Origin of the sequence: Nonomuraea spiralis (genome assembly GCF_014648435.1) — a bacterium.
Taxonomy (GTDB): domain Bacteria; phylum Actinomycetota; class Actinomycetes; order Streptosporangiales; family Streptosporangiaceae; genus Nonomuraea; species Nonomuraea spiralis.
On the sequence record NZ_BMRC01000007.1, the window covers coordinates 399,347 to 420,884 of the forward strand.

The window sequence follows — 21,538 nt, forward strand, 5'->3', positions numbered from 1 at the left end:
ATGACCAACGGAGCACTGGGCGTGCTCCTGCTGGGCGGTGCCGTGCTCGCCTATACCCAGCTCGGCACGGACCGGGCGGCCGGCGAGACGACCGTACGCACGGTGGGCGCGAGCCGTGGCTCGGTGACCGCGACGGTGTCCGCGTCGGGCGCGGTGGCCAGCTCGAAGACCAGAGCCCTGTCGTTCGGCACGAGCGGCACGGTCGAGCAGATCTACGTGAAGGCCGGGGACAAGGTAGACAAGGGCGACATCCTGGCCAGGCTGGACGACTCCGCCGCCCAGGAGAGCCTGTCGGCGGCCAAGGCCACGTACCAGAGCGCGCTCGACGACGGCACCGGCACGGCCGCGCTCTACGCCTCCTACGTCAAGGCGCGCAACGCCTACCGCGAGGCCCAGCGCACGGTCGCGGCCACCGTCCTGCGGGCGCCGTTCAAGGGCACGGTCACGGCGGTGAACGGATCCGTCGGCGGCACCGCCTCCGGCTCGGGCGGCGGAGGCAGCCAGAGCCAGTCCCAGGGCCAGTCCCAGAGCACCACCGCGGGTACGGGCGGCTTCGTCGACCTGGCCGACACCGGCAGGCTCCAGCTCGTGGGCACCTTCACCGAGTCCGACGTCGGCAAGCTCGACCAGGGCCAGGCCGCCACCGTGACCTTCGACGCCCTGCCCGGCGTGACCGCGAGCGGCAAGGTCACGCAGATCCAGCCGGTGGCCTCCACCAGCAACAACGTCGTCCAGTACCCGGTCACGGTCACGTTCACGAAGGTCCCGGCCCAGGTCAGGCTGGGGCAGACCGCCACCGTCGAGGTCGTCGTCGGCCGGGCGGACGACGTCGTCACCGTCCCCTCCACCGCGGTCTCCACCAGCGGCGGCCAGACCACGGTCACCCTGCTCCAGAACGGCCGCCAGGTCAGGACTACGGTGGAGGTCGGCGTCCGGGGCACGGCGCTCACCGAGATCAAGTCGGGCGTGTCCGAGGGCGACCAGCTCGTCCCCCCGGCGACCGGCACGCAGACCGGCACGCAGGGCGGCACCAACCAGCGCGGCGGGCTCGGCGGCGGGTTCCCCGGCGGCGGCATGCCGGGAGGCGGGCGATGACGGCCCCCGCCCCGGTCCTGCGCGTACGGAACCTCGTCAAGGAGTACGGCGAGGGCGACGCCAGGGTACGCGCCCTGCGCGGCGTCAGCCTGGACGTCGAACGCGGCGACTACGTCGCCATCATGGGCGCCTCCGGCTCCGGCAAGTCCACCCTGATGAACATCCTCGGTTGCCTGGACGTGCCCAGCTCGGGCACGTACCTGATCGACGGCGCGGACGTGGGACGGCTGGACGAGCACCAGCTCGCGATCCTGCGCAACCGCCGGGTGGGGTTCGTGTTCCAGTCCTTCAACCTGATCCCGCGCATGAGCGCGCTGGCCAACGTCGAACTGCCGCTCGTGTACGGCGGCGTCGGCCAGGCCGAGCGGCGCTCGCGCGCCCTGGCCGCGCTGGATCAGGTCGGGCTGACCGACCGCGTGCACCACGAGCCGAACCAGCTCTCCGGCGGCCAGCAGCAGCGCGTGGCCGTGGCCAGGGCGCTGGTCACCGCGCCCGCGCTGCTGCTCGCCGACGAGCCCACCGGCAACCTGGACACCGCCTCCACCCGCGACGTGCTGGAGATCCTGGACCGGCTCAGCGAGTCGGGACGCACGATCGTGCTCATCACCCACGAGGACGACGTGGCCGCGCACGCCGAACGGGTGATCCGGCTGGTGGACGGCGAGATCGTGGAGGACCGCCGCCAGTCGCCGGTCGACGGACTCCCTCCGAGGGCGGCGGCCAGTGAACCAGTTTGAGATCCTCCGCTTCGCGCTGCGCGGCCTGCTGGCCAACAAGATGCGCAGCGCCCTGACCACCTTGGGCATCCTCATCGGCGTCGCCGCGGTCATCCTGCTGGTGGCGGTCGGCGAGGGCTCCTCGCAGAGCATCCAGAAGAACATCCAGCGGCTCGGCGCCAACACGCTGACGATCTCCCCGTCCTTCTCGGGCGGGGGCGGCGGAGGCGGCTTCGGCGGGCGCGCGCCCGGTGGCGGCGGCGGCAACACCGGGCCGCGTACGCAGGCCAGGCAGCTCAGCCTGGCCGACGCCAAGGCGCTGACCGACCGGACGCTCGCGCCGTCGGTCAAGTCCGTCTCGCCGATGGTCAACGCCTCCTCCTCGACCGCCGCGTACGGCGCCGCCAGCCACACGATCGCGCAGTTCGTCGGCACCTACCCCAGCTACTTCGAGGCCATGAACAAGCCCGTGGCCAAGGGCACGTACTTCTTCAACGACGACGTGCTGGCCGCGCGGAAGGTCGTGGTGCTGGGGCAGACGGTGGTGGAGGAGCTGTTCGGCACGGTCGACCCGATCGGCAGGCAGGTCAGCGTGTCCGGGGTGCCGTTCACGGTGGTGGGGGTGCTCAAGGAGAGCGGCTCCACCGGCATGCAGGACGCCGACGACGTGGCCGTCGCGCCGCTGCCGGCCGTGCAGCAGAGCCTGAGCGGGTTCGGCTCGCTCGGCTCGATCGTGGTGCAGGCCACCGGCGCGCAGGCCACCACGGCGGCGCAGTCGGAGGTGAGCGCCATCCTCAACCAGCGGCACGGCATCACCGGCGGCAACCCCGACTACCGGATTCTCAACCAGGCCACGTTGCAGGAGACGGTCAGCGAGGCGACCGGCACCTTCACCGTGCTGCTCGGCGCCGTCGCGGCGATCTCGCTGCTGGTGGGCGGCATCGGCATCACCAACATCATGCTGGTCACCGTGACCGAGCGGACCCGGGAGATCGGCATCCGCAAGGCGATCGGCGCGCCGCGCGGCGCGATCCTGGGCCAGTTCCTGATGGAGGCCACGCTGCTCAGCCTGGTCGGCGGGCTGCTGGGGGTGCTGGTGGCCTTCATCGGCACCCGGTTCACCGTGGCCGGCATCGAGCCGGTCCTCGTGCCGTCGTCCGTCGCGCTGGCGCTGGGCGTCTCGGTGGGGATCGGGCTCTTCTTCGGCAGTTATCCCGCCAACAGGGCGGCCAAGCTCCGGCCGATCCAGGCCCTGCGGCATGAGTAAGGAGAATGACATGGACCGGCTCGACTCCTCGCCCTTCCCCGACGACCTCGGGGAGGAGCTCGCCGTCCGGCCGCGCAAGGGCGTCTCGAAGCTGACGCTCGGGCTGGCCGCCGGCGTCGTGCTGGTGGCGGGCGTCCTGATCGGGATCCAGGCGGGCAAGCTGTTCGGCACGTCCTCCGCCGCGCCCGCCGCCGCGCCGCTCCAACGTACGAACGGCCAGCAGCCCGGCGGTTCCGGGCAGCGCATGGGCGGCGGAACGGTCGGCACCGTCGAGAAGGTCGACGGCGACAAGGTCTACGTCAAGACGATGGACGGCTCCACGGTCACGGTGACCACCAGCGACCAGACCACGGTCCAGATCTCCAAGCCGGGCAAGGTGGCCGACCTGGCCGCCGGCACCACGGTCGTGGTGCGCGGGCAGCAGTCCGGCGACGGCACGGTCACCGCGACCGCGATCACGCAGGGGACGCAGGGAGGGGGCCCGCGATGAACGAACCCGAGGCCAGGCTGCTGGTGGTCGACGACGAACCCAACATCAGGGAGCTGTTCTCGGCCAGCCTGCGGATGGCCGGGTTCGAGGTGCTGACCGCCGCCGACGGGCGGGAGGCACTTCGGGTGGCCGAGGAGAGCACGCCTGACCTGGTGATGCTCGACGTGATGCTGCCCGACCTCGACGGCCTGGCGGTCGCGGGAAGGCTGCGGTCCCGTGGCCGCCGGGTCCCGGTGTTGTTCGTGACGGCCAAGGACACGCCGGAGGACAGACTCGCCGGCCTCGGGCTCGGCGAGGACTACGTGACCAAGCCGTTCAGCCTGGAGGAGGTCATCGCCCGGATCCGGGCGGTGCTGCGCAGGACCCGCAGGGGCGCGCCGCCGCCCCACCGGATGCGGATCGCCGACCTGGAGCTGGACGAGGAGAGCCACGAGGTCTGGCGCGACGGCATCCCGGTGCGGTTGTCGCCCACGGAGTTCCGGCTGCTGCGGTACTTCATGCTGAACGTCGGCCGGGTGCTGTCCAAGACGCAGATCCTCGACCACGTCTGGAACGGCGACTGGCGCACCGACGTGGGCCTGGTGGAGTCGTACGTGTCCTACCTGCGCCGCAAGATCGACACCGGTGACCGGAAGTACCTGCACACGCTGCGCGGAGTGGGCTACATCCTGCGCCCGCCCCGGATATGAGGAAGCACCTCGCGCGCACCCCCCTCTGGATGCGCCTGGTCTCGGCCACGCTGCTGCTGGTCACCCTCGCCATCACGCTGACCGGCCTGTTCGCCGTACGGCTGCTGCGCGGGTACCTGGTCGAGCGGGTGGACCGGCAACTGCTGGCGGCCAGCGCGCCGCGCGACCTCCCGCCGCCGCCCGACGCCTGGCCGGCCGGGCACCAGCCGCAGCGCTTCTTCGGGCTGTTCCACTCGGTGCTGGTGGACGCGGGCGGCGCCACGGTACGGGTGATGAGCGAGTCCACCGAGCAGCACACGCCCAGGCTGCCCCGGCTGACCAGCGCGGACGTCGCCGCGCGGGGCGGGCGGCCGTTCACCGTCGAGTCCATCGCGCCCGGCGGGCCGAACTGGCGGGTGGTCGCCGTGCCCGGCCGCGACGGCGGCAGCCGGATGATCGCCATCAGCCTCGGCGACGTCGAGGGGACCGTGGGCAGGCTGGGTCTGATCGTGGCCTTCGCCGGCGGCGGCACGCTGATCGTGCTCGGCGTCGCCTGCTATTGGCTGGTCCGGCGGAGCCTGCGCCCGCTGCGCGAGATCGCCCGTACGGCCAAGGACATCGCGGGCGGCGACCTGTCGCGCCGGGTGCCGATGTGGGCGAACACCACCGAGGTCGGCAAGCTCGGCCGTTCGCTCAACGGCATGCTGGCCCAGATCGAGTCGGCGGTGCGCGAACGGGAGGCGGCGGCGGAGTCGGCACGCGAGTCGGCGACGGCGGCGCGGCGTTCGGAGGAGGTCATGCGCCGGTTCATGGCCGACGCCTCGCACGAGCTGCGCACGCCGCTGACCTCGATCAGGGGGTTCGCCGAGCTGTTCCGGCTGGGGGAGGAGAAGGACCTGACCGAGGCCGTACGGCTGCTGAGCCGCATCGAGGGACAGGCCGCGCGCATGGGACTGCTGGTGGAGGACATGTTGCTGCTGGCCAGGCTCGACCAGCGGCGCGAGCTGGCACGGCGGCAGGTGGACCTGCTCAGCCTGGCCGCGACCGCCGTGATCGACGCCCAGACGCTCGCCCCCGACCGGCGGATCGAGCTGGTACGCCTGGACGGCGGCGAGGGCGAGGTGCCGGTGACCGGCGACGAGTCGCGGCTCGGCCAGGTGCTCGGGAACCTGGTGAGCAACGCGCTGCACCACACGCCGCCCGGGACGCCGTTCGAGGTGCGCGTGGGGCTGGACGGCGAGCGGGCCGTGGTGGAGGTGGCCGACGAGGGGCCGGGGTTCCCGCCGGAGGTGGCCGAGCGGGTGTTCGAGCGCTTCTACCGGGCCGACCCGGCGCGCGGCGTGGGCGGGGCCGGGCTGGGGTTGTCGATCGCGGCGACGCTGGTGGAGGCGCACGGCGGGATCATCATGGCGGAGGGCGCGCCGGGCAAGGGCGCCGTCTTCCGCGTGCTCCTCCCGGCCGCGCCCCGGCCGTAGCCGATCCCCGTTCCCCGCTCCCGCTCCCCGGGCCGCGTGGCGCGTGCGCGCGGGGGCCTGGTGGGGGTCAGCCGAAGGTGTAGCCGTACAGGCCGGTGCCCTTGGAGAGCTCGCGGAGGCGGCCGAGGCGCAGGCCCGACTCGCGGACGCCGGGGGCGTACATGACCAGGCCCTGGTCGGGGGCGGCGACCATGAGCCCGTACAGGGGGCGTGCGGCGTTCAGCGTGCGGTAGCGGCCGCCCCAGCCGGGCAGCGCGGCCAGCGAGGCGCCGAAATCGCGTCCCTTGCCCTTGATCAGCAGGTTCCCCACCCGGGTCAGTCCGCCCGACGCGCGTCCCTGGAGCACCTGGACGGCGTGCTCGCCGGGCACCCCGATGGCCAGCTCGTCCCGGCCGTCGCCGGTGAAGTCCCCGGCGGCCAGCGCCGCGCCGAACCGGTCGTAGTAGCGCGGCTCGCCCTTCAGTGAACGTTGCGACCACGCCTCGCTCCCGTGGGTGCGCAGGCCGGCGCGCGAGCCGTACAGGACGTCCACGGTGCCGTCGCCGTAGTCCATGGCCCGCTGGTTCTCGCTGAGGCCCTCGCCGGGGACGCCGATCGCCAGGTCGTCGCGTCCGTCGCCGTTGAAGTCGCCCACGGCCAGCGCGGCGCCGAAGGCGTCCCACTTCTCCGAGGCGCCGGCGATCCCGGGCGCGCTCTGCGTGAGCTGCCGGGCCCGGCGGGCGCGCGGGTCGAGCACGGTCACCGAGCCCTGGCCGTCCAGGGGCGCGCTGTCGGCGGGCGCGCCGACGGCCAGCTCGTCCTTGCCGTCGCCGTCGAAGTCCCCGGCCGCGAGCGCCGCGCCCCACTGGTCGGTGACGTTCGCCGCCTGCCGCACCCACCGCGTCTTCTGACTGATCTGGTACGCCTTCCGCCCCTTCATCCCATAGACGGTGACCGCCCCGCCCGAGGCATGGCTGGGCGAGCCCACGGCCAGCTCGTCCACGCCGTCGCCGTCGAAGTCCCCGGCTGCCAGCGCCGCGCCGAACCGGTCGCTGCCCCGCCTGGCCGGCGCCAGCTCCTTCCCCGCCACCAGGCCGCCGGGGGAGCCGTCGAAGATCTGCACGACGCCGTTGCCGTCCGCGCCCGGCACCCGCGCCCCGGTGAACTCCTCCGACACGCCGACCGCCAGATCGGCGCAGCGGTCGCCGTTGAAGTCGCCCACGGCCAGCGCCGAGCCGAAGGAGTCCCCGGGTTCCGCGCCGGGCTGGGTGAGCTTGACGGTCCGGCCCGATCCGTACATGACGGTGACCGAGCCGGCCCTGGAGTCGTCGTACGGGGCGGCGACGGCGAGGTCGGCGCGGCCGTCGCCGTCGAAGTCGAGGGGGTGCCCGCCGCACGCGCGCGCGGCGGCGGGTCCGGTGCCGGAGACGAGGGGGACGACCAGGCAGACGGCGAGCAACGCGTTCATACGGACAGTCATGTCCGTCCAGGTCGAACCCGGACTTAACACCACGAGAACGGGCCAGGAGGGCATGATGCACATCCGCTTCGGAAGGGACTTTCGACCCGTCCGCCCGGCGGCGGGAACGTGCCAGGATAGACGGGTGGACATCGACCTCGCTGATCTGGACTTCTGGCGCAAACCGCTCAAAGAACGGAACGAGGCCTTCGCCCGGCTCCGGCAACTGGAGCACCCGGTGTTCTTCCCGGAGAAGAAGGTGCCCCTCCTCCGCTCCGGCAAGGGCTTCTACGCCCTCGTCCGCCACGCGGACGTCGTCGAGGCCAGCCGCAACGCCAAGATCTTCTCCAGCGAGCCCGCCGTGACCAACCCGGAGCCGCCCGGCTGGGTCAAGCAGGTGTTCGGCGAGTCCATGGTCAACATGGACGACCCCCGCCACGCCCGCCTGCGCCGCATCGTGACGCGCTCGTTCAGCCCCAAGATGCTCGCGGGCCTCCAGGGCGACATCGAGGCCGCCTGCGCCCGCATCGTCGACGACGTGGTCGCCGAGGGCCCCCGCGACTTCGTCGCGCAGGTGGCCGCCCGGCTGCCCATCCACGTCATCTGCGACATGCTCGACATCCCGCAGGAGCTGCGCGCCAAGGTCCACCAGCACGTCGACATCTCCACCGCCTACACCGGCGTACGCCCGAGCCTGGCCCGCAGCGTCCAGATGGCCGGCCAGAACATGCTGGCCCTGCTGGCCCTGCAGCGCATGGTCATCAAGCTCGGCCACGAGCGCGTCGCCGAGCCCAAGGGCGACCTGGTCTCGCTCCTGGTCAACGCCAACCCCGACGGCGAGAAGCTGACCGACAAGGAGCTGGGCTCGTTCTTCTCGCTGCTGCTGGTCGCGGGCAACGAGACCGCCCGCAACACCATGGCCCACGGCATCCGGCTGCTGACGGAGAACCCGGCCCAGCGCGAGCTGCTGACCGCCGACTTCGACGCCCACATCAACGGCGCGATCGAGGAGATGGTCCGCTACGTCTCGCCCATCATGCAGTTCCGCCGCACGGTCACCGAGGACTACACGCTGCGCGGGCTGGAGCTGAAGCAGGGCGACAAGGTCGTGCTCTTCTACGGCTCCGCCAACCGGGACGAGTCGGTCTTCCCCGACCCCGACACGTTCGACATCACCCGCGACACCAAGCCCCACGTCGGGTTCGGCGGGCCGGGCCCGCACTTCTGCCTGGGCGCCAACCTGGCCAGGCAGGAGATGCGCACGATGTTCAGGGAGCTGCTGACCAGGCTGCCCGGCATCCGCTCGGTGGGCGAGCCCGACCTGCTGCTGTCCAACTTCGACAACAGCGTGCGCGGCCAGGCGTTCACGTACTGACGGCTTCGGGCTCTCCGGCCAGCACGTTCGTCCTGATGGTGAAGAAGGTGATGGCCGCGGCGACCGCCATCATCACGGCGCTGATCAGCATGGCCGACCGGAACCCGGCGTTGAACACCGGCGGGTTCTCGAACGCGTCGCCCACCAGCCCGACCAGCGGCGGCACGGCGGCCACCGCCAGCAGGCTGCCGGTGCGCGCCACGGCGTTGTTGACGCCGCTGGCCGTGCCGGCGTACCGCTCGTCGGCCGTGGCCAGCACCGTCGCGGTCAGCGGCGCGACCGCCGCCGACAGGCCCAGCCCGAAGACGGTCACCGCGGGCAGCACCAGCAGCGGGTAGGAGGCGTGCGGGCCGATCATGCTCATCAGCACGAACCCGGCCCCCGCCAGCAGGATCCCCAGCGTCATCGGCCAGCGTGGCCCGAACCGCCGGGCCGTCTCCCCGGCCCTCGACGACAACAACATCATGAGGATCGTCGTCGGCAACATCGACAGCCCCGCCGCGATGGGCGAGAACCCGGACACCACCTGGAGCTGGATCACCAGCAGGAAGAACACCACGCCCATGGCGGCGTACATGATGAGCGTGACGACGTTGACCGCCGTGAAGACGTGGTTCCTGAAGATGGCGACCGGCACCAGCGCGTCGGGCGACCTGCGCCGCTCGGTCACCACGAACGCCACCCCGAGCAGCGCGCCCGCGATCAGCGGCACCGGCGCGCCCCTCTCGATCAGCCCGTACGTGATCCCGGCCAGCGCCAGCGCGGCCAGCACCGAGCCGAGCACGTCGAAGCGCCCGGCCGCCTGCTCGTCCCGGCTCTCCGGCACGTGCCGCAGCGTGACCAGCACCACGAGCAGCGCGAACGGCAGATTGATCAGGAACGCCCACCGCCAGCCCGCCGTCTGCACCAGCCAGCCGCCGAGCAGCGGCCCGATCGCGCTGGCCACGCCCCCGAGCCCGGACCACACCCCGACGGCCCGCGGCCGGTCCTGCTTGACGAACGACGCCTGGATGATGGCCAGCGACCCCGGCGTGAGCAGCGCGCCGCCGATGCCCTGCAACGCGCGCGCCCCGATGAGGAACTCGATGTTCGGCGACAGGCCGCACAGCGCCGAGGCCACGGCGAACCACACCGTGCCGATGAGGAAGATCTTGCGCCGCCCGTAGCGGTCACCCAGCGAGCCGCCCAGCAGGATCAGGCCGGCCAGCGTGAGTGTGTAGGCGTTGACGGTCCACTGCAGGCCGTCCATGGCCGCGTTCAGCTCCTTGCCCAGGAAGGGCAGCGCGACGTTGACCACGGTGCTGTCGAGCAGGGCCAGCCCCGACCCGAGCACGGTCGCGCTCAGGATCCATCGCCCTCGTGCGGACTTGACCTGGATGTGACCGTTCTGCTCCATATGGCAATCTTGTCACCGGTTCCGCCGCCCTCCGGCGGCCACCCCGGCGTTCGCGCCCTACGGGCGGGCGCCGAGGGCCCGCAACACGAAACCCGACACCGCCGCCTCGGCCTGCTCGGGCGTGACCTCGCCGCTGATCAGCGGCACCCGCTCGGCCCCGATCACGGCCAGCACCATCCGGGCCGTCGCCCCCACCTCGGCAACCTGGAAGTCGCCCGACTCCGCCCCGCTGTCGAGGATCTCCACCAGCACCCGCTGCATGGGCGCGACGTGCTCGGCGAGCTGCTGGTAGGCGTCGGGTCCGAGCGCCGCGCCGAGGTCGGCCGCGCCCGGGTGGGGGTGGGCGAGCAGCCCCGCGAGCTGGAGCCGGACGAAGGCGCGCAGCCGGTCGGCGGGCGAGGCCTCCTCGGGCAGCTCCCGCTTGTAGCTCTCGATGAAGTAGCTGGTCACGCGCTCGGTGAAGGCCAGCAGCAGCGCGGCCTTGTCGGGGAAGTAGTTGTAGAGGACCGTGCGGGTGATGCCGGCCTCGTGGGCCACGTCGGTCAGGGAGATGGCGTCGATGCCCTGGGCCCTGGACAGGCGCGAGACGGCCTGAAGGATGCGGTCGCGCGTCTGGGCACGATGCTCGCCGATCGTGGCGGCCGAGATGCGGGGCATGGGCCCATGGTAGGCCGGATCCTCCCGCCCGTGCCCGCGACGGCCACCGCAGGCCCGCGCCCACGGCCCGGAACCCGCCCCGGAGCCGGTCCCGGCAGGCCCGTCGGAAGGCCCGGCGAAAGGATCGGGGGGTCAGGGTTTGCGGCGGTCCGGGGCCGGGGCGCCGGTGACGGCGCGGCGCGCGAGGTCCCACAGGCGCTCCAGGGTGGCGAGTACGGGCGGCGACTCCGGGCCGAGCAGTCGTACCCAGGCGCCCGCGCCGTTGGGCAGGGTGCTGGCCCCGCCCGCCAGCCCGCTGCCGACCGCCGTCTCGTGCAGCGTCCCGGCCAGCTCGTCGGCGGGCACGGCGGAGGTGATCACGTACAGGGTGGACAACACGCCGTGGCCGCCGAACATGGCCGGGCCGGTGACCGGCGCCCGTTCCGGCACGAGCCTGATCGGGTCGGCGAACAGCAGCCCGCCGTCGGCGCCGTGGACGTCCAGGTCGGTGCAGAACGCGGTGTACGCGTGCCGCTCGCCGCGGGCCAGCCGCCCGGCCATCACGGTCTCGCCGAGGATCACCGTCGCCCCTGGCCCCGCGCTCACCCGGGTCCGCTGGTAGAAGCGGGACCCGGCGAACGGGATCACCGGATCCGGCAGGTACTCCAGGTAGCCGTCCCGCTCCACGGCGATGGACACGAGCTGGGTGGCGTAGTCCTGCTCCATCCGGTAGAGCTTGGTGGCCGCCTGCGTGGTCACGTGCACGGCCGCCCCGGGGCCGCAGGTCAGGTCGAGGCGGAGACGGTCCGCCTGGAGCACCCCGCCGCCGGTGGACATCACGATCACGTACGGCAGGTCGGGCCGGGCCGCGTCGTAGTAGTGCGGCCGCATGATCTGCAGCGGCGCCTTCTGGTAGTGGCCGGTCAGCTCGGTACGCCCGCCGCGCCGCTCGAAGGCCAGCTCCAGCACGCCGACCTTGCCCGGGCTGCCCACCGGCAGGGTGTCGGGCACGCCGGCGTGCCGGGCCACGTCCGCCGGGATCGAGTCGATCGTGTAGTGGCCGGCGGCCAGCCGGTCTACCGGGCCGGCGAGCATGCCGGTCTGCCGCTGAGCACGAAGTCGGCCACCTCGGGCACGCCGGTCCCCTTCAGGGAGTCGGTCAGGATGACCGGCCGGCCCTGGCGGACCCGGTCGGCGTCGCGCGCCATGACCTCCAGGTCGGCCCGCACGTACGGGGCGATGTCGATCTTGTTGATGACGAGCAGGTCGGAGTCGGTGATGCCGGGCCCCCGCTTGCGCGGCATCTTGTCGCCCTCGCCGGTGTCGAGGACGAACACGTACACGTCGGCCAGGGCGGGGCTGAAGGTGAGGGTCAGGTTGTCGCCGCCGCTCTCGTACAGCAGGGTGTCGATGTCGGGGAAACGTTCCAGCAGCTCGGCCCCGGCGGCCAGGTTCATCGTCGGGTCGTCGCGCACGGCGGTGTGCGGGCAGGAGCCGGTCTCGACGCCCACGACCCGGGCGGGGTCCAGCACGCCGTCCAGGGTGCGCCGGACGTGCTCGGCGTCCTCCTGGGTGTAGATGTCGTTGGTGATGACGGCCACGTCGCGGCCGCGTTCGAGCAGGATGGGCACCAGCGCCTCGATGAGCGCGGTCTTGCCGGACCCGACCGGGCCGCCGACGCCGATCTTGAAGACGTGGTCCAGGGCGGTGCCCGTGGGCCCGCTCACGGTGGTGTGCGGGTGGTGGTGCTGGTGCATGCGGATGCCCTCTTCCTCGGGTCTTTCTCAGGTGGCGAACAGCCGGGCCTCGGCCCGTTCGTGGGCGGCGCTCATCGTGTCCGCGAGCGGCGTGGCGGCGTGCAGGTCGAGCGGGCCGCGGGCGGCCAGGGCGTGCGCGGCGGCCCGCCCGATCGCGCCGGCCGCGCCGTGCAGGGTGGCCTGGGCCTGCCGGAAGTCCAGCCGGCGCAGTCGTACGGCGGCGCTGACCCAGCTCGCGGCGAAGGCGTACAGGTCGCCGGTCACCGCGTCGCCCTCCGGGACGCCGAGCCCGGCGTAGGCCGTGCCGAGCACGACGGCGTGGTTGCCCGGGGTCGTCCTGGCCTCGACCAGCTCCGACAGGCGTGCCAGCTCCGGCGTCGCGAAGACCAGGGCGGCCGTCCGCAGGACCTGGTTGCCGGTCCTGGTGGCCGCGGCCCGGATCTCCCGGCCGAGCTTGACGGCGTGCAGCCGCCGGTCGACCTCCACGACCGCGTCCCAGTCGCCCGCCGTCACCGCCCGGTGCACCAGCACCAGCGCGGTGGCGTCGCCCGGACCCGCCGCGTGCAGCAGCAGGTCCTCCAGCAGCGCGGTGACGTCCACCGGACCGGCCTGCGCGTACGCCTCCAGCCCGTGCGAGAGCGTGTAGAGGCCGCCCGGGAAGGCCGAGTCGGTGAGCTGGAGCTGGGCGAGCAGGCTCATGCCAGGAAGAACAGGTGGTTCAGCGGCAGCTCCTGCGCCGGCGCGATCGTCGCGTGCTCGCCGTCCACCGTGACCTTGAACGTCTCCGGGTCCACGGTGATCTTCGGCAGCGCGTTGTTGCGGATCATGTGCCGCTTGTCCACCGTACGGGTGTGGCGCACCTTGGCGATCAGCCGTTGCAGGCCGAGCCGCTCCGGCACCCCGGCGGCGATGGCGACGTCCGGCAGGAACGTCACGTTGCTCTTGCGCTGGGCCATCCCCATCGCGCCGTACATCGGCCGGTAGTAGACGGGCTGCGGCGTGGGCAGCGAGGCGTTCGGGTCGCCCATCTGCGACCAGTTGATCAGGCCGCCCTTGACCACGAGGGCGGGCTTGGCGGCGAACGAGGTGAACGGCCACAACACGATGTCGGCCAGCTTGCCGTCCTCCAGCGAGCCGACGGTCTCGGCGATGCCGGTCGTACGGGCCGGGTTGATGGTCAGCTTGGCCAGGTAGCGCAGCACCCGGGCGTTGTCGTTGCGCTCGGAGTCCTCCGGCAGCCTGCCGCGCTGGTCCTTGCAGTGGTGGGCGGTCTGGAAGGCGCGGGTGAAGGTCTCCCCGACCCGGCCCATCGCCTGGGAGTCGGAGGAGAACATGCTGATCACGCCCATGTCCTGCAACACGGTCTCGGCGGCGATGGTCTCCACCCGCACCCGGCTGTCGGCGAAGGAGACGTCCTCGGGGATGTCGTGGTTGAGGTGGTGGCAGACCATCACCATGTCCAGCAGCTCGTCCGCCGAGTTGATCGTGTACGGCAGCGTCGGGTTCGTCGAGGACGGCAGCGCGTTCGGCTCGCCGGCGATGCGGATCATGTCCGGCGCGTGCCCGCCGCCCGCGCCCTCGGTGTGGAAGGTGTGGATCGCGCGGCCGTTGATGGCGCTGATCGTGTCCTCCAGATAGCCGGCCTCGTTGAGGCTGTCGGCGTGCAGCGCCACCTGGACGTCGAACTCGTCGGCCACCCGCAGCGCGCAGTCCACCACCGCCGGGGTGGAGCCCCAGTCCTCGTGCACCTTCAGCGCGCACGCCCCGGCCTCGATCTGCTCGGCGAGCGCGGCGGGCAGGCTCGCGTTGCCCTTGGCCATGATGCCGATGTTGACCGGCAGCGCCTCGACGGCCTGCAACATGCGGCCGATGTTCCACGGGCCGGGCGTGCAGGTGGTGCCACGGGTGCCGTCGGTGGGGCCGGTGCCGCCGCCGATCAGCGTCGTGATGCCGTTGGTGAGCGCGGCCTGGGCCTGCTGCGGCGCGATCAGGTGCACGTGCGGGTCGATGGCCCCCGGGGTGGCGATCATGTTCTCGCCCGCCAGCACCTCGGTCCCGGCGCCGATGACCAGCCGGCGGTCCACGCCGTTCTGGGTGTGCGGGTTGCCCGCCTTGCCGATCCCGACGATCCGGCCGTCCTTGATGCCGATGTCGCCCTTGACGACGCCGAGCACCGGGTCCAGGACGACCGCGTTGGTGATCACCAGGTCGAGCGCGATCGTGGCGTTCTGGGAGCCGGGGTCGGACGCCATGCCGTCGCGGGCGGTCTTGCCGCCGCCGTAGACGGCCTCGTCGCCGTAGTAGCCGGCCGAGTGGTCCTTCTCGATCTCGATCACCAGGTTGGTGTCGGCCAGCCGGACCCGGTCGCCCACGGTGGGGCCGAACATGGACACGTACTGCTTGCGGTTCATCGTGCTCATCGGTTCAGGCCTTCTTCTTCCTGGCGGCCGGCTTCTTCGCGGCGGCCTTCCTGGCGGGCGCCTTCTTCGCCGGCTTCTCCTCGCCCGGTGCGCGGACGGTGGCCGAGGGCTCGGGCTGGTCGGAGTAGCCCAGCTCGGCCAGGCGCAGCAGCGCGTGCGTACGGCTGTCCCTGGCCCGCAGGCCGCCGTCCACCAGGCCCGCGAAGCCGACGACGCGCATGCCGCCGGCGAATTCGACCAGGTTGACCTGGTGGGTGTCACCCGGCTCGATGCGTACGGCGGTCCCGGCCGGGATGTCGAGATGCATGCCGTACGCCTTCTCGCGGTCGAAGCTGAGCGCCCGGTTCGCCTCGAAGAAATGGAAGTGCGAACCCACCTGGATGGCCCGGTCCCCGGTGTTGCGCACGGTCAGGGTGACCGAGGCGCGGCCGGCGTTGATCTCGATCGGGTCGTCCCCATACATGATCCGGTCCGTGTCCGTCATGTCGAACCGCTCCTTTCTGGTCGAGACGGTGTCAGCCGCCGATGGGGTCGTGGCAGGAAACGAGCTTGGAGCCGTCCTTGAACGACGCCTCGACCTGCATCAGCTTGAGCATTTCGCGCACCCCGGGCATGACGTCCCCGGCGCCGAGCACCTGCTTGCCGAGCTCCATGCACTCGGCCACGGTCCTGCCGTCGCGGGCGGCCTCCAGGACCGCGACGCTGATCAGCGACACCGCCTCGCTGTAGTTCAGCTTGAGCCCGCGGGCGCGGCGCTTGGCGGCCAGGTCGGCGACCACGTAGATCAGCAGCTTGTCCAGTTCGCGTGGTGCGAGGTTCATGAGCTCTCCTTAGGTGGAAGCGCGCCGGACGCCGGAGAACGCCGGGACCGCCGCCAGGAAGATCCAGGTGACCAGGACGAACGGCCAGGTCAGGGTGTGCCCGCCGACCGGCTCGAACAGGTGGCCGACGAACGCCGTCAACACGGTCGCCGACACCACGCCGGCCAGGGCGTACAGCAGCCCGAGGGTGGTCGGGGCGACGAACGTGCCGCACAGGGCGATGCCGGTGAGCACCGCGTTGTAGCCGTACAGGCCGGCGCCGATGTCGGCGGCGGGCGCCCCGAGCAGGACGGCCACCAGGATCCCGGCGGCGCTGGAGGCCACCGCGGCCAGCGCCACCCGCCATCCGGCGATCGCCAGGCCGATCAGGAAGATCAGCCCGACGTACCACTTGCCCTGGAAGAAGATCTGGCCGACGCCGTTGAGCAGGCCCTGCCACAGGTCGGTGAAGGTCACCGTGGTCCCCGGGGAGGTGGCCGACGGCGGCACCGCCAGCGTGTGCCCCCGCCAGACCCGCTCGTAGGACGGGCCGCCGACCACCATGATCGTGGCCACCACGCAGAACGGCGCGGTGAGCCCCGGCAGGTCGTGCGGCCCGAGCAGTGTCTTGAGCGCCGACGTCAGGACGCTGCCCATGATCGCGCCGACGACGACCAGCAGCACCGTGATCCAGCGGGCCTCGAAGTACAACACCAGCGCGACGCCGATCAGCGTCCCGTTGAATCCTTCGAGCCCCGTGGTGACGCTCTCCCGCGCCGCGCCGAGGAACCAGGCAGCGGCCGTGCCCACGGCGGCGCCGAGCAGGCCGAAGAGCGCGAACCGCCATCCGGCGGCGAGCAGCGCGACGACGAAGCAGGCCGAGGTCCAGATGTTGTTCTGCAGATCGACCTGACCGACCCCGCGCAGCGTGGCGAGCGGCAGGTCGGGCACCTCGGCGCGCATGTCCGCCTGCCTCTCTCGCCGGGAATCGGGTTCGACGAGCGGCAACATTCCCCAGCGGCCGGCGGGCCACGCGGCGGCGGCAGGTTCATGGACATTCTTTGCGAATGCCGTCGAAGACTAAGAGTGCCTCAACAATGAACAGGCCCGGCAAAGGCGTGTGACCAGGGCGTTTTGCTCCCGCTCCGGCCGATCATCTCTGGTGGGGAACAGGAAGCGAGGTCGCGCGATGCCGCCAGGGCTCAACACCGGGGACTCCGCCTGGGTGCTCGTGAGCGCCGCCATGGTGCTGCTCATGACCCCCGGGCTGGCCTTCTTCTACGGCGGCATGGTCCGCGCCCAGAACGTGCTCAGCATGCTCTTCATGAGCTTCGTCTCGATCGCCCTGGTGACGATCCTGTGGTTCGGCTACGGGTACGGCCTGGTCTTCGGCCCCGACGTCGGCGGCGCCGGCGTGATCGGCTTCGGCGACCTGCGCTTCGCCGACATCGCGCCCACGATGCTGCACGGCCGGGTCCCCACCTACGCCTTCGCGCTGTTCCAGCTCACCTTCGCCATCATCACGGTGGCCCTGATCAGCGGGTCCGTGGCCGGCCGGACCCGGCTCGGGCCGTGGATCGTGTTCTCCGTCGTGTGGGTGACACTGGTGTACTTCCCGGTCGCCCACTGGGTGTTCGACCGGCAGGGCTGGATCAGCAAGTGGGGCGTGCTCGACTTCGCCGGCGGCCTGGTCGTCGAGCTGAACTCCGGCATGGCCGGCCTCGCCCTCGCCCTCGCGCTCGGCCCCGGCGTACGGTTCCGCAGGAAGGAGCCGCCCCAGCCGAGCAACGTCCCGTTCGTCATGCTCGGCCTCGGCCTGCTGTGGTTCGGCTGGTTCGGCTTCAACGGCGGCTCGGCCATGGCCGACGGGAGCATCGCCGTCAACGCCTTCCTGACCACCATGATCGCCGGCTCGGCCGGGATGCTCACCTGGCTCGTCATCGAATGGTTCCGGTACCGGCACTTCACCCGGCTCGGCTCGGCCACCGGCGCGCTGGCCGGGCTGGTCGCCATCACGCCGTCCTGCGCCTACGTCAACTCCGAGGGCGCCCTGATCATCGGCATCGTGGCCGCCGTCGTGGTGTCGTTCGCCGTGACCTGGAAGCTCGTCCTCGGCTACGACGACACCCTGGACGTCGTCGGCGTGCACGGCGCGGGCGGCATCGTCGGCACGGCCCTCATCGGCCTGCTCGCCACCGGCGTCGGCGCCAGCACGACCAAGGGCCTGTTCTACGGCGGCTCGATCCAGGTGCTGCTCAAGCAGCTCGCCGCGATCATCGTGGTCGCGCTCTACTCCTTCATCGTCACCTACCTGATCGGCCGGGTCGTGGACCGGCTCTGCCGGATGCGCGAGACCGAGGCCGAGCAGCTCGCCGGCACCGACGTCCAGCTCGGGACGGAGGAATGATGGCCGAGCCGCGGCATCCGGCCCGCGCGCTCACCCTCATCGCCGTGGGCGGCGGGATCGGCGCGGTCGCCCGGCACCTGCTCACCCAGACCCTCATGGGCGCCGACCACCCGCTGCCCTGGCCCACGCTGGTGGTCAACGTCGTCGGCTGCCTGCTGATGGGCCTGCTCACCGGCGAGCTGACCCGGCACCCGCTGCACCGCATGCCGGTCAAGGCGCTGCTCGGCACCGGCTTCCTGGGCGGCTTCACCACCTTCTCCCACCTGGTGGACGGCGTCCGCGAGCTGACCGTGGACGGCACCGCCGGCTGGGCCGCGGTCTACCTCGTGCTCAGCGTCGTCCTGGGCCTGCTGGCCGTCTGGGCGGGTCTCACGCTGGGGGGCCGGCGATGATCCTCGTCCTCGTCGTGTTCGTCGGCGGCCTGATCGGCGCGCCCGCCCGCTACCTCGTGGACGCCGCCGTGACCAAAGGGGCCGGCAAGGCGATGCCCTGGGGCACGCTGGCCGTCAACGTCATCGGCTCGGCCATCCTCGGCGTGCTGATGGGGATCGCCTCGCGCGGCATGCTGCCGGCGGTCGTGTTGTCGCTGGTGGGCACCGGGTTCTGCGGCGCGCTCACCACGTTCAGCACGTTCAGCACCGACACCTGGAAGATGCTGGCCGCCGGGTCCACCGGCAGGGCGCTGGCCAACATCGCCATGAACCTCGTGCTCGGCCTGGCCGTCGTCAGCCTCGGCTACCTGCTCGGCAGGGCACTCGCCGGCTGACCGGAAGGAGGCTGGAACGCCCATGACCACCCCCTGGGAGCGGGTGAAGCGGACCCTGGTCGGCCGGCCGCTGCGGACCAAGAGCCTGGAGCGGCAGTTGCTGCCCAAACGGCTGGCGCTGCCCGTCTTCTGCAGCGACCCGATCTCGTCGGTGGCGTACGCGACCGAGCAGATCATCATGGCCCTCACCCTGGGCGGGCTCGCCCTGCTGCACGTGACCGGCTGGATCGCGCTGGCCATCGTGGCCATGCTGGTGATCATCATCGTGTCCTACCGGCAGACCTGCTACGCCTACCCGGGCGGCGGCGGCGCGTACGTCGTCAGCCGGGAGAACCTGGGCGTCAACGCCAGCCTGGTCGCGGCCAGCGCGCTGCTGGTCGACTACGTGCTGACCGTCGCCGTCTCGGTCGCCGCGGGCGTGGACGCCATCACCTCCTACGCGCCCGGCCTGGAGCGCTGGTCGGTGGCGCTGAGCGTGTTGTGCATCGTGCTGCTCACCCTGGCCAACCTGCGCGGCAGCCGCGAGTCCGGCCGCGGCTTCGCGGTGCCCACCTACGCCTTCATCGGCTCGGTCTACGTGTTGTTCCTGGCCGCGGCCTGGCGGCTGCTGTCCGGCGAGCGGCCCCGAGCGGTCAGCGCCGACTTCACCATCGAACCGCTCTACCAGCCCGTCGGCGTGGTGGCCGTCTTCCTGGTGCTGCGCGCGTTCGCCTCCGGCTGCACGGCGCTGACCGGGGTGGAGGCGGTCAGCAACGGCGTGCCCGCCTTCCGCCGGCCCAAGAGCAGGAACGCGGCCGACACGCTGGCCATCATGGGCGTGTTGTCGATCACCATGTTCTCCGGCATCACCGTGCTGGCCCTGCTCACCCACGTACGGATGACCGACCCCGACCACCCCGGCAGGCTCGCCGGCATGCCCGCCGGGTACGTCGAGCCCACCGCGCTCGCCCAGATCGGCGAGGCGGTGCTCGGCCACGGCTTCCTGTACGCCCTCCTCCAGGCCAGCACCGCGGCGATCCTGATCATGGCCGCCAACACCGCCTACAACGGCTTCCCCATGCTGGCCTCGATCCTGTCCGCCGACTCCTACCTGTCCAACCAGCTCCACAAACGCGGCGACCGGCTCGTCTTCAGCAACGGCATCCTGCTGCTCGCCACGGCGGCGGCCGTGCTGCTCGTCGTCTTCGAGGCCAACAGTTCCCGGCTCATCCAGCTCTACATCATCGGCGTCTTCATCTCCTTCACGCTGAGCCAGGCCGGCATGGTGCGCCACTGGCAGCGCACCGGCCCGCGCACCCCCGGCGTGCGGCGGCGCCAAGCCGTCAACGCGCTCGGCGCGACGGTGACCGCCGCGGTCCTGGTGATCGTCCTGATCACCAAGTTCGCGAACGGCGCCTGGCTCGTCTGCCTGGCCATCCCCGGGCTGTTCGCCCTCATGAAGGGCATCAGGCGGCACTACGACCAGGTACGGGCGGCGACCACGCCGGACACGCCCGTCGAGCTGCCCGGCGGCGCGCACGCCATGGTGCTGGTGTCCCGGCTGGGCAGCCCCGCGCTCCAGGCGGTCGCCTACGCAGCGGCCACCCGCCCGGCCGGGCTGGAGGCCGTGCACGTGTGCACCGACGAGAACGTCAGCCGCGAACTGCGCGAGGGGTGGGAGCGCTACGCGCCCTCCTCCGTGCCGCTGACGATGATCGACTCGCCGTACCGGACCAGCGTGGGCCCGGCCCTGCGGCACGTACGGGACTGGCTGGCGCTGCACCCCGGCCAGATCGTGACCGTCTACATCGTCGACTACGTGACCGGCCGATGGTGGGAGCCGGCCCTGCACAACCGGCTGACCGCGCGGCTGCGGGACCGGCTGCTGCTGGTTCCCGGCGTGCTGGTCACCCTGGTGCCGTACCGGCTGGCCTCGGGCGAGCTCCGGGCCGAACGGCAGCCCCGCGACGCCACCCGCCTCGCCGTCCTGGCCAGGCAGCCGGCCGACGACGGGGACCAGGCGGGGACGCCGGTCGAGGACTAGGCGGCGGCCCTGACCACGTGCATCAGCTCGGCCAGGACCTCGGTGTTGAGCTGGTAGGCCAGCCGCACCTCGCCGATGATCCGCCGCTGCTCGCGCTCGTCCAGCTCCGCGCCGAGCGCGTCGAGGCGGGCGCGGTAGTCGTCCTTGAACCGGGGCAGGCTGCCCACCTCGTCGAAGATGTAGAAGTCGACGCCGCCGCCGGGCCGGTAGCCGAAGATCTTCTGCAGCTCCATGCGGATGAACTGGCCGCCGGAGAGGTCGCCGAGGTAACGGGTGTAGTGGTGGGCGATGTAGCCGCCGGGCCAGTCGGTCATCTGGTGGATCCTGGCCTGGAGGGTCCTGGTGGCCTTGGAGGGGGCGACGCGCTCGCGCCAGGCGGGGCCGTAGATCGTGGCCAGGTCGCGTTCGAGGGCGGGCTCGCGGTAGAGCTCGGGGAAGACGAACCGGCCCGCGACCGGGTGGCCGGCCAGTTCCTTGGACACCCCGTCGAGGGCGAGGTAGGCGAAGTAGTGCTGGGCGACCATCTCGCCGTACTCGTGCTCGCTCAACCGGCCGCCCATGAGCTCGGCGAGGTAGCCCTCGGACTCGGCCGACTCGTGATCGCCCCAGGTGGCGGCCCTCAGGGTCGCGGAGAACGACGTCGTCACAACACTTCCTCAACTCGCGGGTACGTTTCTGACACAGTGTCACAAACCCTTGGAGGTCGCGTCAAGGTGATGGCGACAGCATGTCAGCAAAACGCGCCTCGCCCTTCATCTACCCCGTGAGAAGGGCCTCAAGGGGCCCCCGGGTGACGGGTGTGGAGGGGG

General features: G+C 71.9%; 22 protein-coding genes. 11 read left to right on the top strand and 11 right to left on the bottom strand.

The genetic code is table 11. The features are described from left to right. From IEZ27_RS20075 to IEZ27_RS20100, 6 genes are read left to right on the top strand one after another with little or no spacing between them, the layout of a single operon-like run. Positions 1 to 1,095, top strand: coding sequence for an efflux RND transporter periplasmic adaptor subunit (locus tag IEZ27_RS20075; protein ID WP_189648635.1), 1,095 nt, complete (start codon positions 1 to 3; stop codon positions 1,093 to 1,095). Continuing rightward, entirely contained in the window at positions 1,092 to 1,832 is a 741-nt protein-coding gene (locus tag IEZ27_RS20080) for an ABC transporter ATP-binding protein (protein WP_189648636.1), read from the top strand. The genes IEZ27_RS20075 and IEZ27_RS20080 overlap by 4 nt, the downstream gene beginning before the upstream one ends. Continuing rightward, positions 1,819 to 3,078: an ABC transporter permease gene (locus tag IEZ27_RS20085; RefSeq protein ID WP_189648637.1), complete on the top strand. Its 1,260-nt coding sequence runs from the start codon at positions 1,819 to 1,821 to the stop codon at positions 3,076 to 3,078. The genes IEZ27_RS20080 and IEZ27_RS20085 overlap by 14 nt, the downstream gene beginning before the upstream one ends. A gap of 10 nt (positions 3,079 to 3,088) precedes the next feature. Continuing rightward, positions 3,089 to 3,568, top strand: coding sequence for a single stranded DNA-binding domain-containing protein (locus IEZ27_RS20090; RefSeq protein WP_189648638.1), 480 nt, complete (start codon positions 3,089 to 3,091; stop codon positions 3,566 to 3,568). Next, a complete protein-coding gene (locus tag IEZ27_RS20095) occupies positions 3,565 to 4,257 on the top strand; it encodes a response regulator transcription factor (RefSeq protein WP_125638925.1) in 693 nt (230 codons plus the stop codon). The genes IEZ27_RS20090 and IEZ27_RS20095 overlap by 4 nt, the downstream gene beginning before the upstream one ends. Next, entirely contained in the window at positions 4,254 to 5,711 is a 1,458-nt protein-coding gene (locus tag IEZ27_RS20100; protein ID WP_189648639.1) for a sensor histidine kinase, read from the top strand. Before IEZ27_RS20095 ends, IEZ27_RS20100 begins: the two co-directional genes overlap by 4 nt. Before the next feature lie 67 nt (positions 5,712 to 5,778). Here the strand turns inward: IEZ27_RS20100 and IEZ27_RS20105 are convergent, their stop codons facing one another. Continuing rightward, positions 5,779 to 7,158 carry an FG-GAP and VCBS repeat-containing protein gene (locus IEZ27_RS20105; protein WP_189648640.1) on the bottom strand — a complete coding sequence of 460 codons (1,380 nt, stop codon included), beginning with the start codon at positions 7,156 to 7,158 and terminating at the stop codon, positions 5,779 to 5,781. Positions 7,159 to 7,294: 136 nt separating this feature from the next. Between IEZ27_RS20105 and IEZ27_RS20110 the strand changes: the two genes are divergently transcribed. Next, a complete protein-coding gene (locus IEZ27_RS20110) occupies positions 7,295 to 8,524 on the top strand; it encodes a cytochrome P450 (protein ID WP_189648641.1) in 1,230 nt (409 codons plus the stop codon). Here the strand turns inward: IEZ27_RS20110 and IEZ27_RS20115 are convergent. The 9 genes from IEZ27_RS20115 to IEZ27_RS20155 form a co-directional block, all read right to left on the bottom strand. Then, positions 8,514 to 9,920 (bottom strand): MFS transporter, encoded by a 1,407-nt coding sequence (locus IEZ27_RS20115; RefSeq protein WP_189648642.1) that lies wholly within the window; start codon positions 9,918 to 9,920, stop codon positions 8,514 to 8,516. The two genes, IEZ27_RS20110 and IEZ27_RS20115, sit on opposite strands and share 11 nt — an antisense overlap. A 57-nt stretch (positions 9,921 to 9,977) precedes the next feature. Further along, entirely contained in the window at positions 9,978 to 10,577 is a 600-nt protein-coding gene (locus tag IEZ27_RS20120) for a TetR/AcrR family transcriptional regulator (protein WP_189648643.1), read from the bottom strand. A gap of 132 nt (positions 10,578 to 10,709) precedes the next feature. Next, entirely contained in the window at positions 10,710 to 11,651 is a 942-nt protein-coding gene (locus IEZ27_RS20125; protein ID WP_189648644.1) for an urease accessory protein UreD, read from the bottom strand. Further along, positions 11,633 to 12,313: an urease accessory protein UreG gene (gene ureG / locus IEZ27_RS20130; RefSeq protein WP_189648645.1), complete on the bottom strand. Its 681-nt coding sequence runs from the start codon at positions 12,311 to 12,313 to the stop codon at positions 11,633 to 11,635. The genes IEZ27_RS20125 and ureG overlap by 19 nt, the downstream gene beginning before the upstream one ends. Positions 12,314 to 12,340: 27 nt before the next feature. Then, positions 12,341 to 13,012, bottom strand: a complete 672-nt coding sequence (locus tag IEZ27_RS20135) for an urease accessory protein UreF (protein WP_189648646.1) — start codon at positions 13,010 to 13,012, stop codon at positions 12,341 to 12,343. Then, positions 13,009 to 14,733 (bottom strand): urease subunit alpha, encoded by a 1,725-nt coding sequence (gene ureC, locus IEZ27_RS20140; protein ID WP_189648647.1) that lies wholly within the window; start codon positions 14,731 to 14,733, stop codon positions 13,009 to 13,011. Before ureC ends, IEZ27_RS20135 begins: the two co-directional genes overlap by 4 nt. Positions 14,734 to 14,737: 4 nt before the next feature. Next, positions 14,738 to 15,217 (bottom strand): urease subunit beta, encoded by a 480-nt coding sequence (locus tag IEZ27_RS55815; protein WP_125638952.1) that lies wholly within the window; start codon positions 15,215 to 15,217, stop codon positions 14,738 to 14,740. A 31-nt stretch (positions 15,218 to 15,248) separates the two neighbouring features. Then, positions 15,249 to 15,554: an urease subunit gamma gene (locus IEZ27_RS20150; RefSeq protein ID WP_189648648.1), complete on the bottom strand. Its 306-nt coding sequence runs from the start codon at positions 15,552 to 15,554 to the stop codon at positions 15,249 to 15,251. Positions 15,555 to 15,563: 9 nt separating this feature from the next. After that, the gene (locus tag IEZ27_RS20155; RefSeq protein ID WP_189648649.1) at positions 15,564 to 16,496 is read right to left on the bottom strand and encodes an urea transporter; all 933 of its coding nucleotides are present in this window, start codon (positions 16,494 to 16,496) and stop codon (positions 15,564 to 15,566) included. Between the two features lie 226 nt (positions 16,497 to 16,722). On the opposite strand from IEZ27_RS20155, the gene IEZ27_RS20160 reads away from it, so the two are divergent. From IEZ27_RS20160 to IEZ27_RS20175, 4 genes are read left to right on the top strand one after another with little or no spacing between them, the layout of a single operon-like run. Then, positions 16,723 to 17,940 (top strand): ammonium transporter, encoded by a 1,218-nt coding sequence (locus IEZ27_RS20160; RefSeq protein ID WP_189648650.1) that lies wholly within the window; start codon positions 16,723 to 16,725, stop codon positions 17,938 to 17,940. Then, the gene (gene crcB / locus IEZ27_RS20165; RefSeq protein ID WP_189648651.1) at positions 17,940 to 18,332 is read left to right on the top strand and encodes a fluoride efflux transporter CrcB; all 393 of its coding nucleotides are present in this window, start codon (positions 17,940 to 17,942) and stop codon (positions 18,330 to 18,332) included. Before IEZ27_RS20160 ends, crcB (IEZ27_RS20165) begins: the two co-directional genes overlap by 1 nt. Then, a complete protein-coding gene (gene crcB / locus IEZ27_RS20170) occupies positions 18,329 to 18,706 on the top strand; it encodes a fluoride efflux transporter CrcB (RefSeq protein ID WP_189648652.1) in 378 nt (125 codons plus the stop codon). Before crcB (IEZ27_RS20165) ends, crcB (IEZ27_RS20170) begins: the two co-directional genes overlap by 4 nt. Positions 18,707 to 18,728: 22 nt before the next feature. Further along, a complete protein-coding gene (locus tag IEZ27_RS20175; RefSeq protein WP_189648653.1) occupies positions 18,729 to 20,729 on the top strand; it encodes an APC family permease in 2,001 nt (666 codons plus the stop codon). Here the strand turns inward: IEZ27_RS20175 and IEZ27_RS20180 are convergent. After that, a complete protein-coding gene (locus IEZ27_RS20180) occupies positions 20,726 to 21,376 on the bottom strand; it encodes a biliverdin-producing heme oxygenase (RefSeq protein ID WP_189648654.1) in 651 nt (216 codons plus the stop codon). The genes IEZ27_RS20175 and IEZ27_RS20180 overlap by 4 nt on opposite strands. Positions 21,377 to 21,538: the final 162 nt, after the last annotated feature.

What these genes read in the sequence shown, in the direction of transcription:
- IEZ27_RS20150 (WP_189648648.1), bottom strand. Translation starts at nt 15,554, where the DNA reads ATGAACCTCGCACCACGCGAACTGGACAAGCTGCTGATCTACGTGGTC.
- ureC (WP_189648647.1), bottom strand. Translation starts at nt 14,733, where the DNA reads ATGAGCACGATGAACCGCAAGCAGTACGTGTCCATGTTCGGCCCCACC.
- crcB (WP_189648651.1), top strand. Translation starts at nt 17,940, where the DNA reads ATGGCCGAGCCGCGGCATCCGGCCCGCGCGCTCACCCTCATCGCCGTG.
- IEZ27_RS20160 (WP_189648650.1), top strand. Translation starts at nt 16,723, where the DNA reads ATGCCGCCAGGGCTCAACACCGGGGACTCCGCCTGGGTGCTCGTGAGC.
- IEZ27_RS20080 (WP_189648636.1), top strand. Translation starts at nt 1,092, where the DNA reads ATGACGGCCCCCGCCCCGGTCCTGCGCGTACGGAACCTCGTCAAGGAG.
- IEZ27_RS20125 (WP_189648644.1), bottom strand. Translation starts at nt 11,651, where the DNA reads ATGCTCGCCGGCCCGGTAGACCGGCTGGCCGCCGGCCACTACACGATC.
- IEZ27_RS20095 (WP_125638925.1), top strand. Translation starts at nt 3,565, where the DNA reads ATGAACGAACCCGAGGCCAGGCTGCTGGTGGTCGACGACGAACCCAAC.
- crcB (WP_189648652.1), top strand. Translation starts at nt 18,329, where the DNA reads ATGATCCTCGTCCTCGTCGTGTTCGTCGGCGGCCTGATCGGCGCGCCC.
- IEZ27_RS20105 (WP_189648640.1), bottom strand. Translation starts at nt 7,158, where the DNA reads ATGAACGCGTTGCTCGCCGTCTGCCTGGTCGTCCCCCTCGTCTCCGGC.
- IEZ27_RS20135 (WP_189648646.1), bottom strand. Translation starts at nt 13,012, where the DNA reads ATGAGCCTGCTCGCCCAGCTCCAGCTCACCGACTCGGCCTTCCCGGGC.
- IEZ27_RS20090 (WP_189648638.1), top strand. Translation starts at nt 3,089, where the DNA reads ATGGACCGGCTCGACTCCTCGCCCTTCCCCGACGACCTCGGGGAGGAG.
- IEZ27_RS20100 (WP_189648639.1), top strand. Translation starts at nt 4,254, where the DNA reads ATGAGGAAGCACCTCGCGCGCACCCCCCTCTGGATGCGCCTGGTCTCG.
- IEZ27_RS20115 (WP_189648642.1), bottom strand. Translation starts at nt 9,920, where the DNA reads ATGGAGCAGAACGGTCACATCCAGGTCAAGTCCGCACGAGGGCGATGG.
- IEZ27_RS55815 (WP_125638952.1), bottom strand. Translation starts at nt 15,217, where the DNA reads ATGACGGACACGGACCGGATCATGTATGGGGACGACCCGATCGAGATC.
- IEZ27_RS20120 (WP_189648643.1), bottom strand. Translation starts at nt 10,577, where the DNA reads ATGCCCCGCATCTCGGCCGCCACGATCGGCGAGCATCGTGCCCAGACG.
- IEZ27_RS20175 (WP_189648653.1), top strand. Translation starts at nt 18,729, where the DNA reads ATGACCACCCCCTGGGAGCGGGTGAAGCGGACCCTGGTCGGCCGGCCG.
- IEZ27_RS20155 (WP_189648649.1), bottom strand. Translation starts at nt 16,496, where the DNA reads ATGCGCGCCGAGGTGCCCGACCTGCCGCTCGCCACGCTGCGCGGGGTC.
- ureG (WP_189648645.1), bottom strand. Translation starts at nt 12,313, where the DNA reads ATGCACCAGCACCACCACCCGCACACCACCGTGAGCGGGCCCACGGGC.
- IEZ27_RS20075 (WP_189648635.1), top strand. Translation starts at nt 1, where the DNA reads ATGACCAACGGAGCACTGGGCGTGCTCCTGCTGGGCGGTGCCGTGCTC.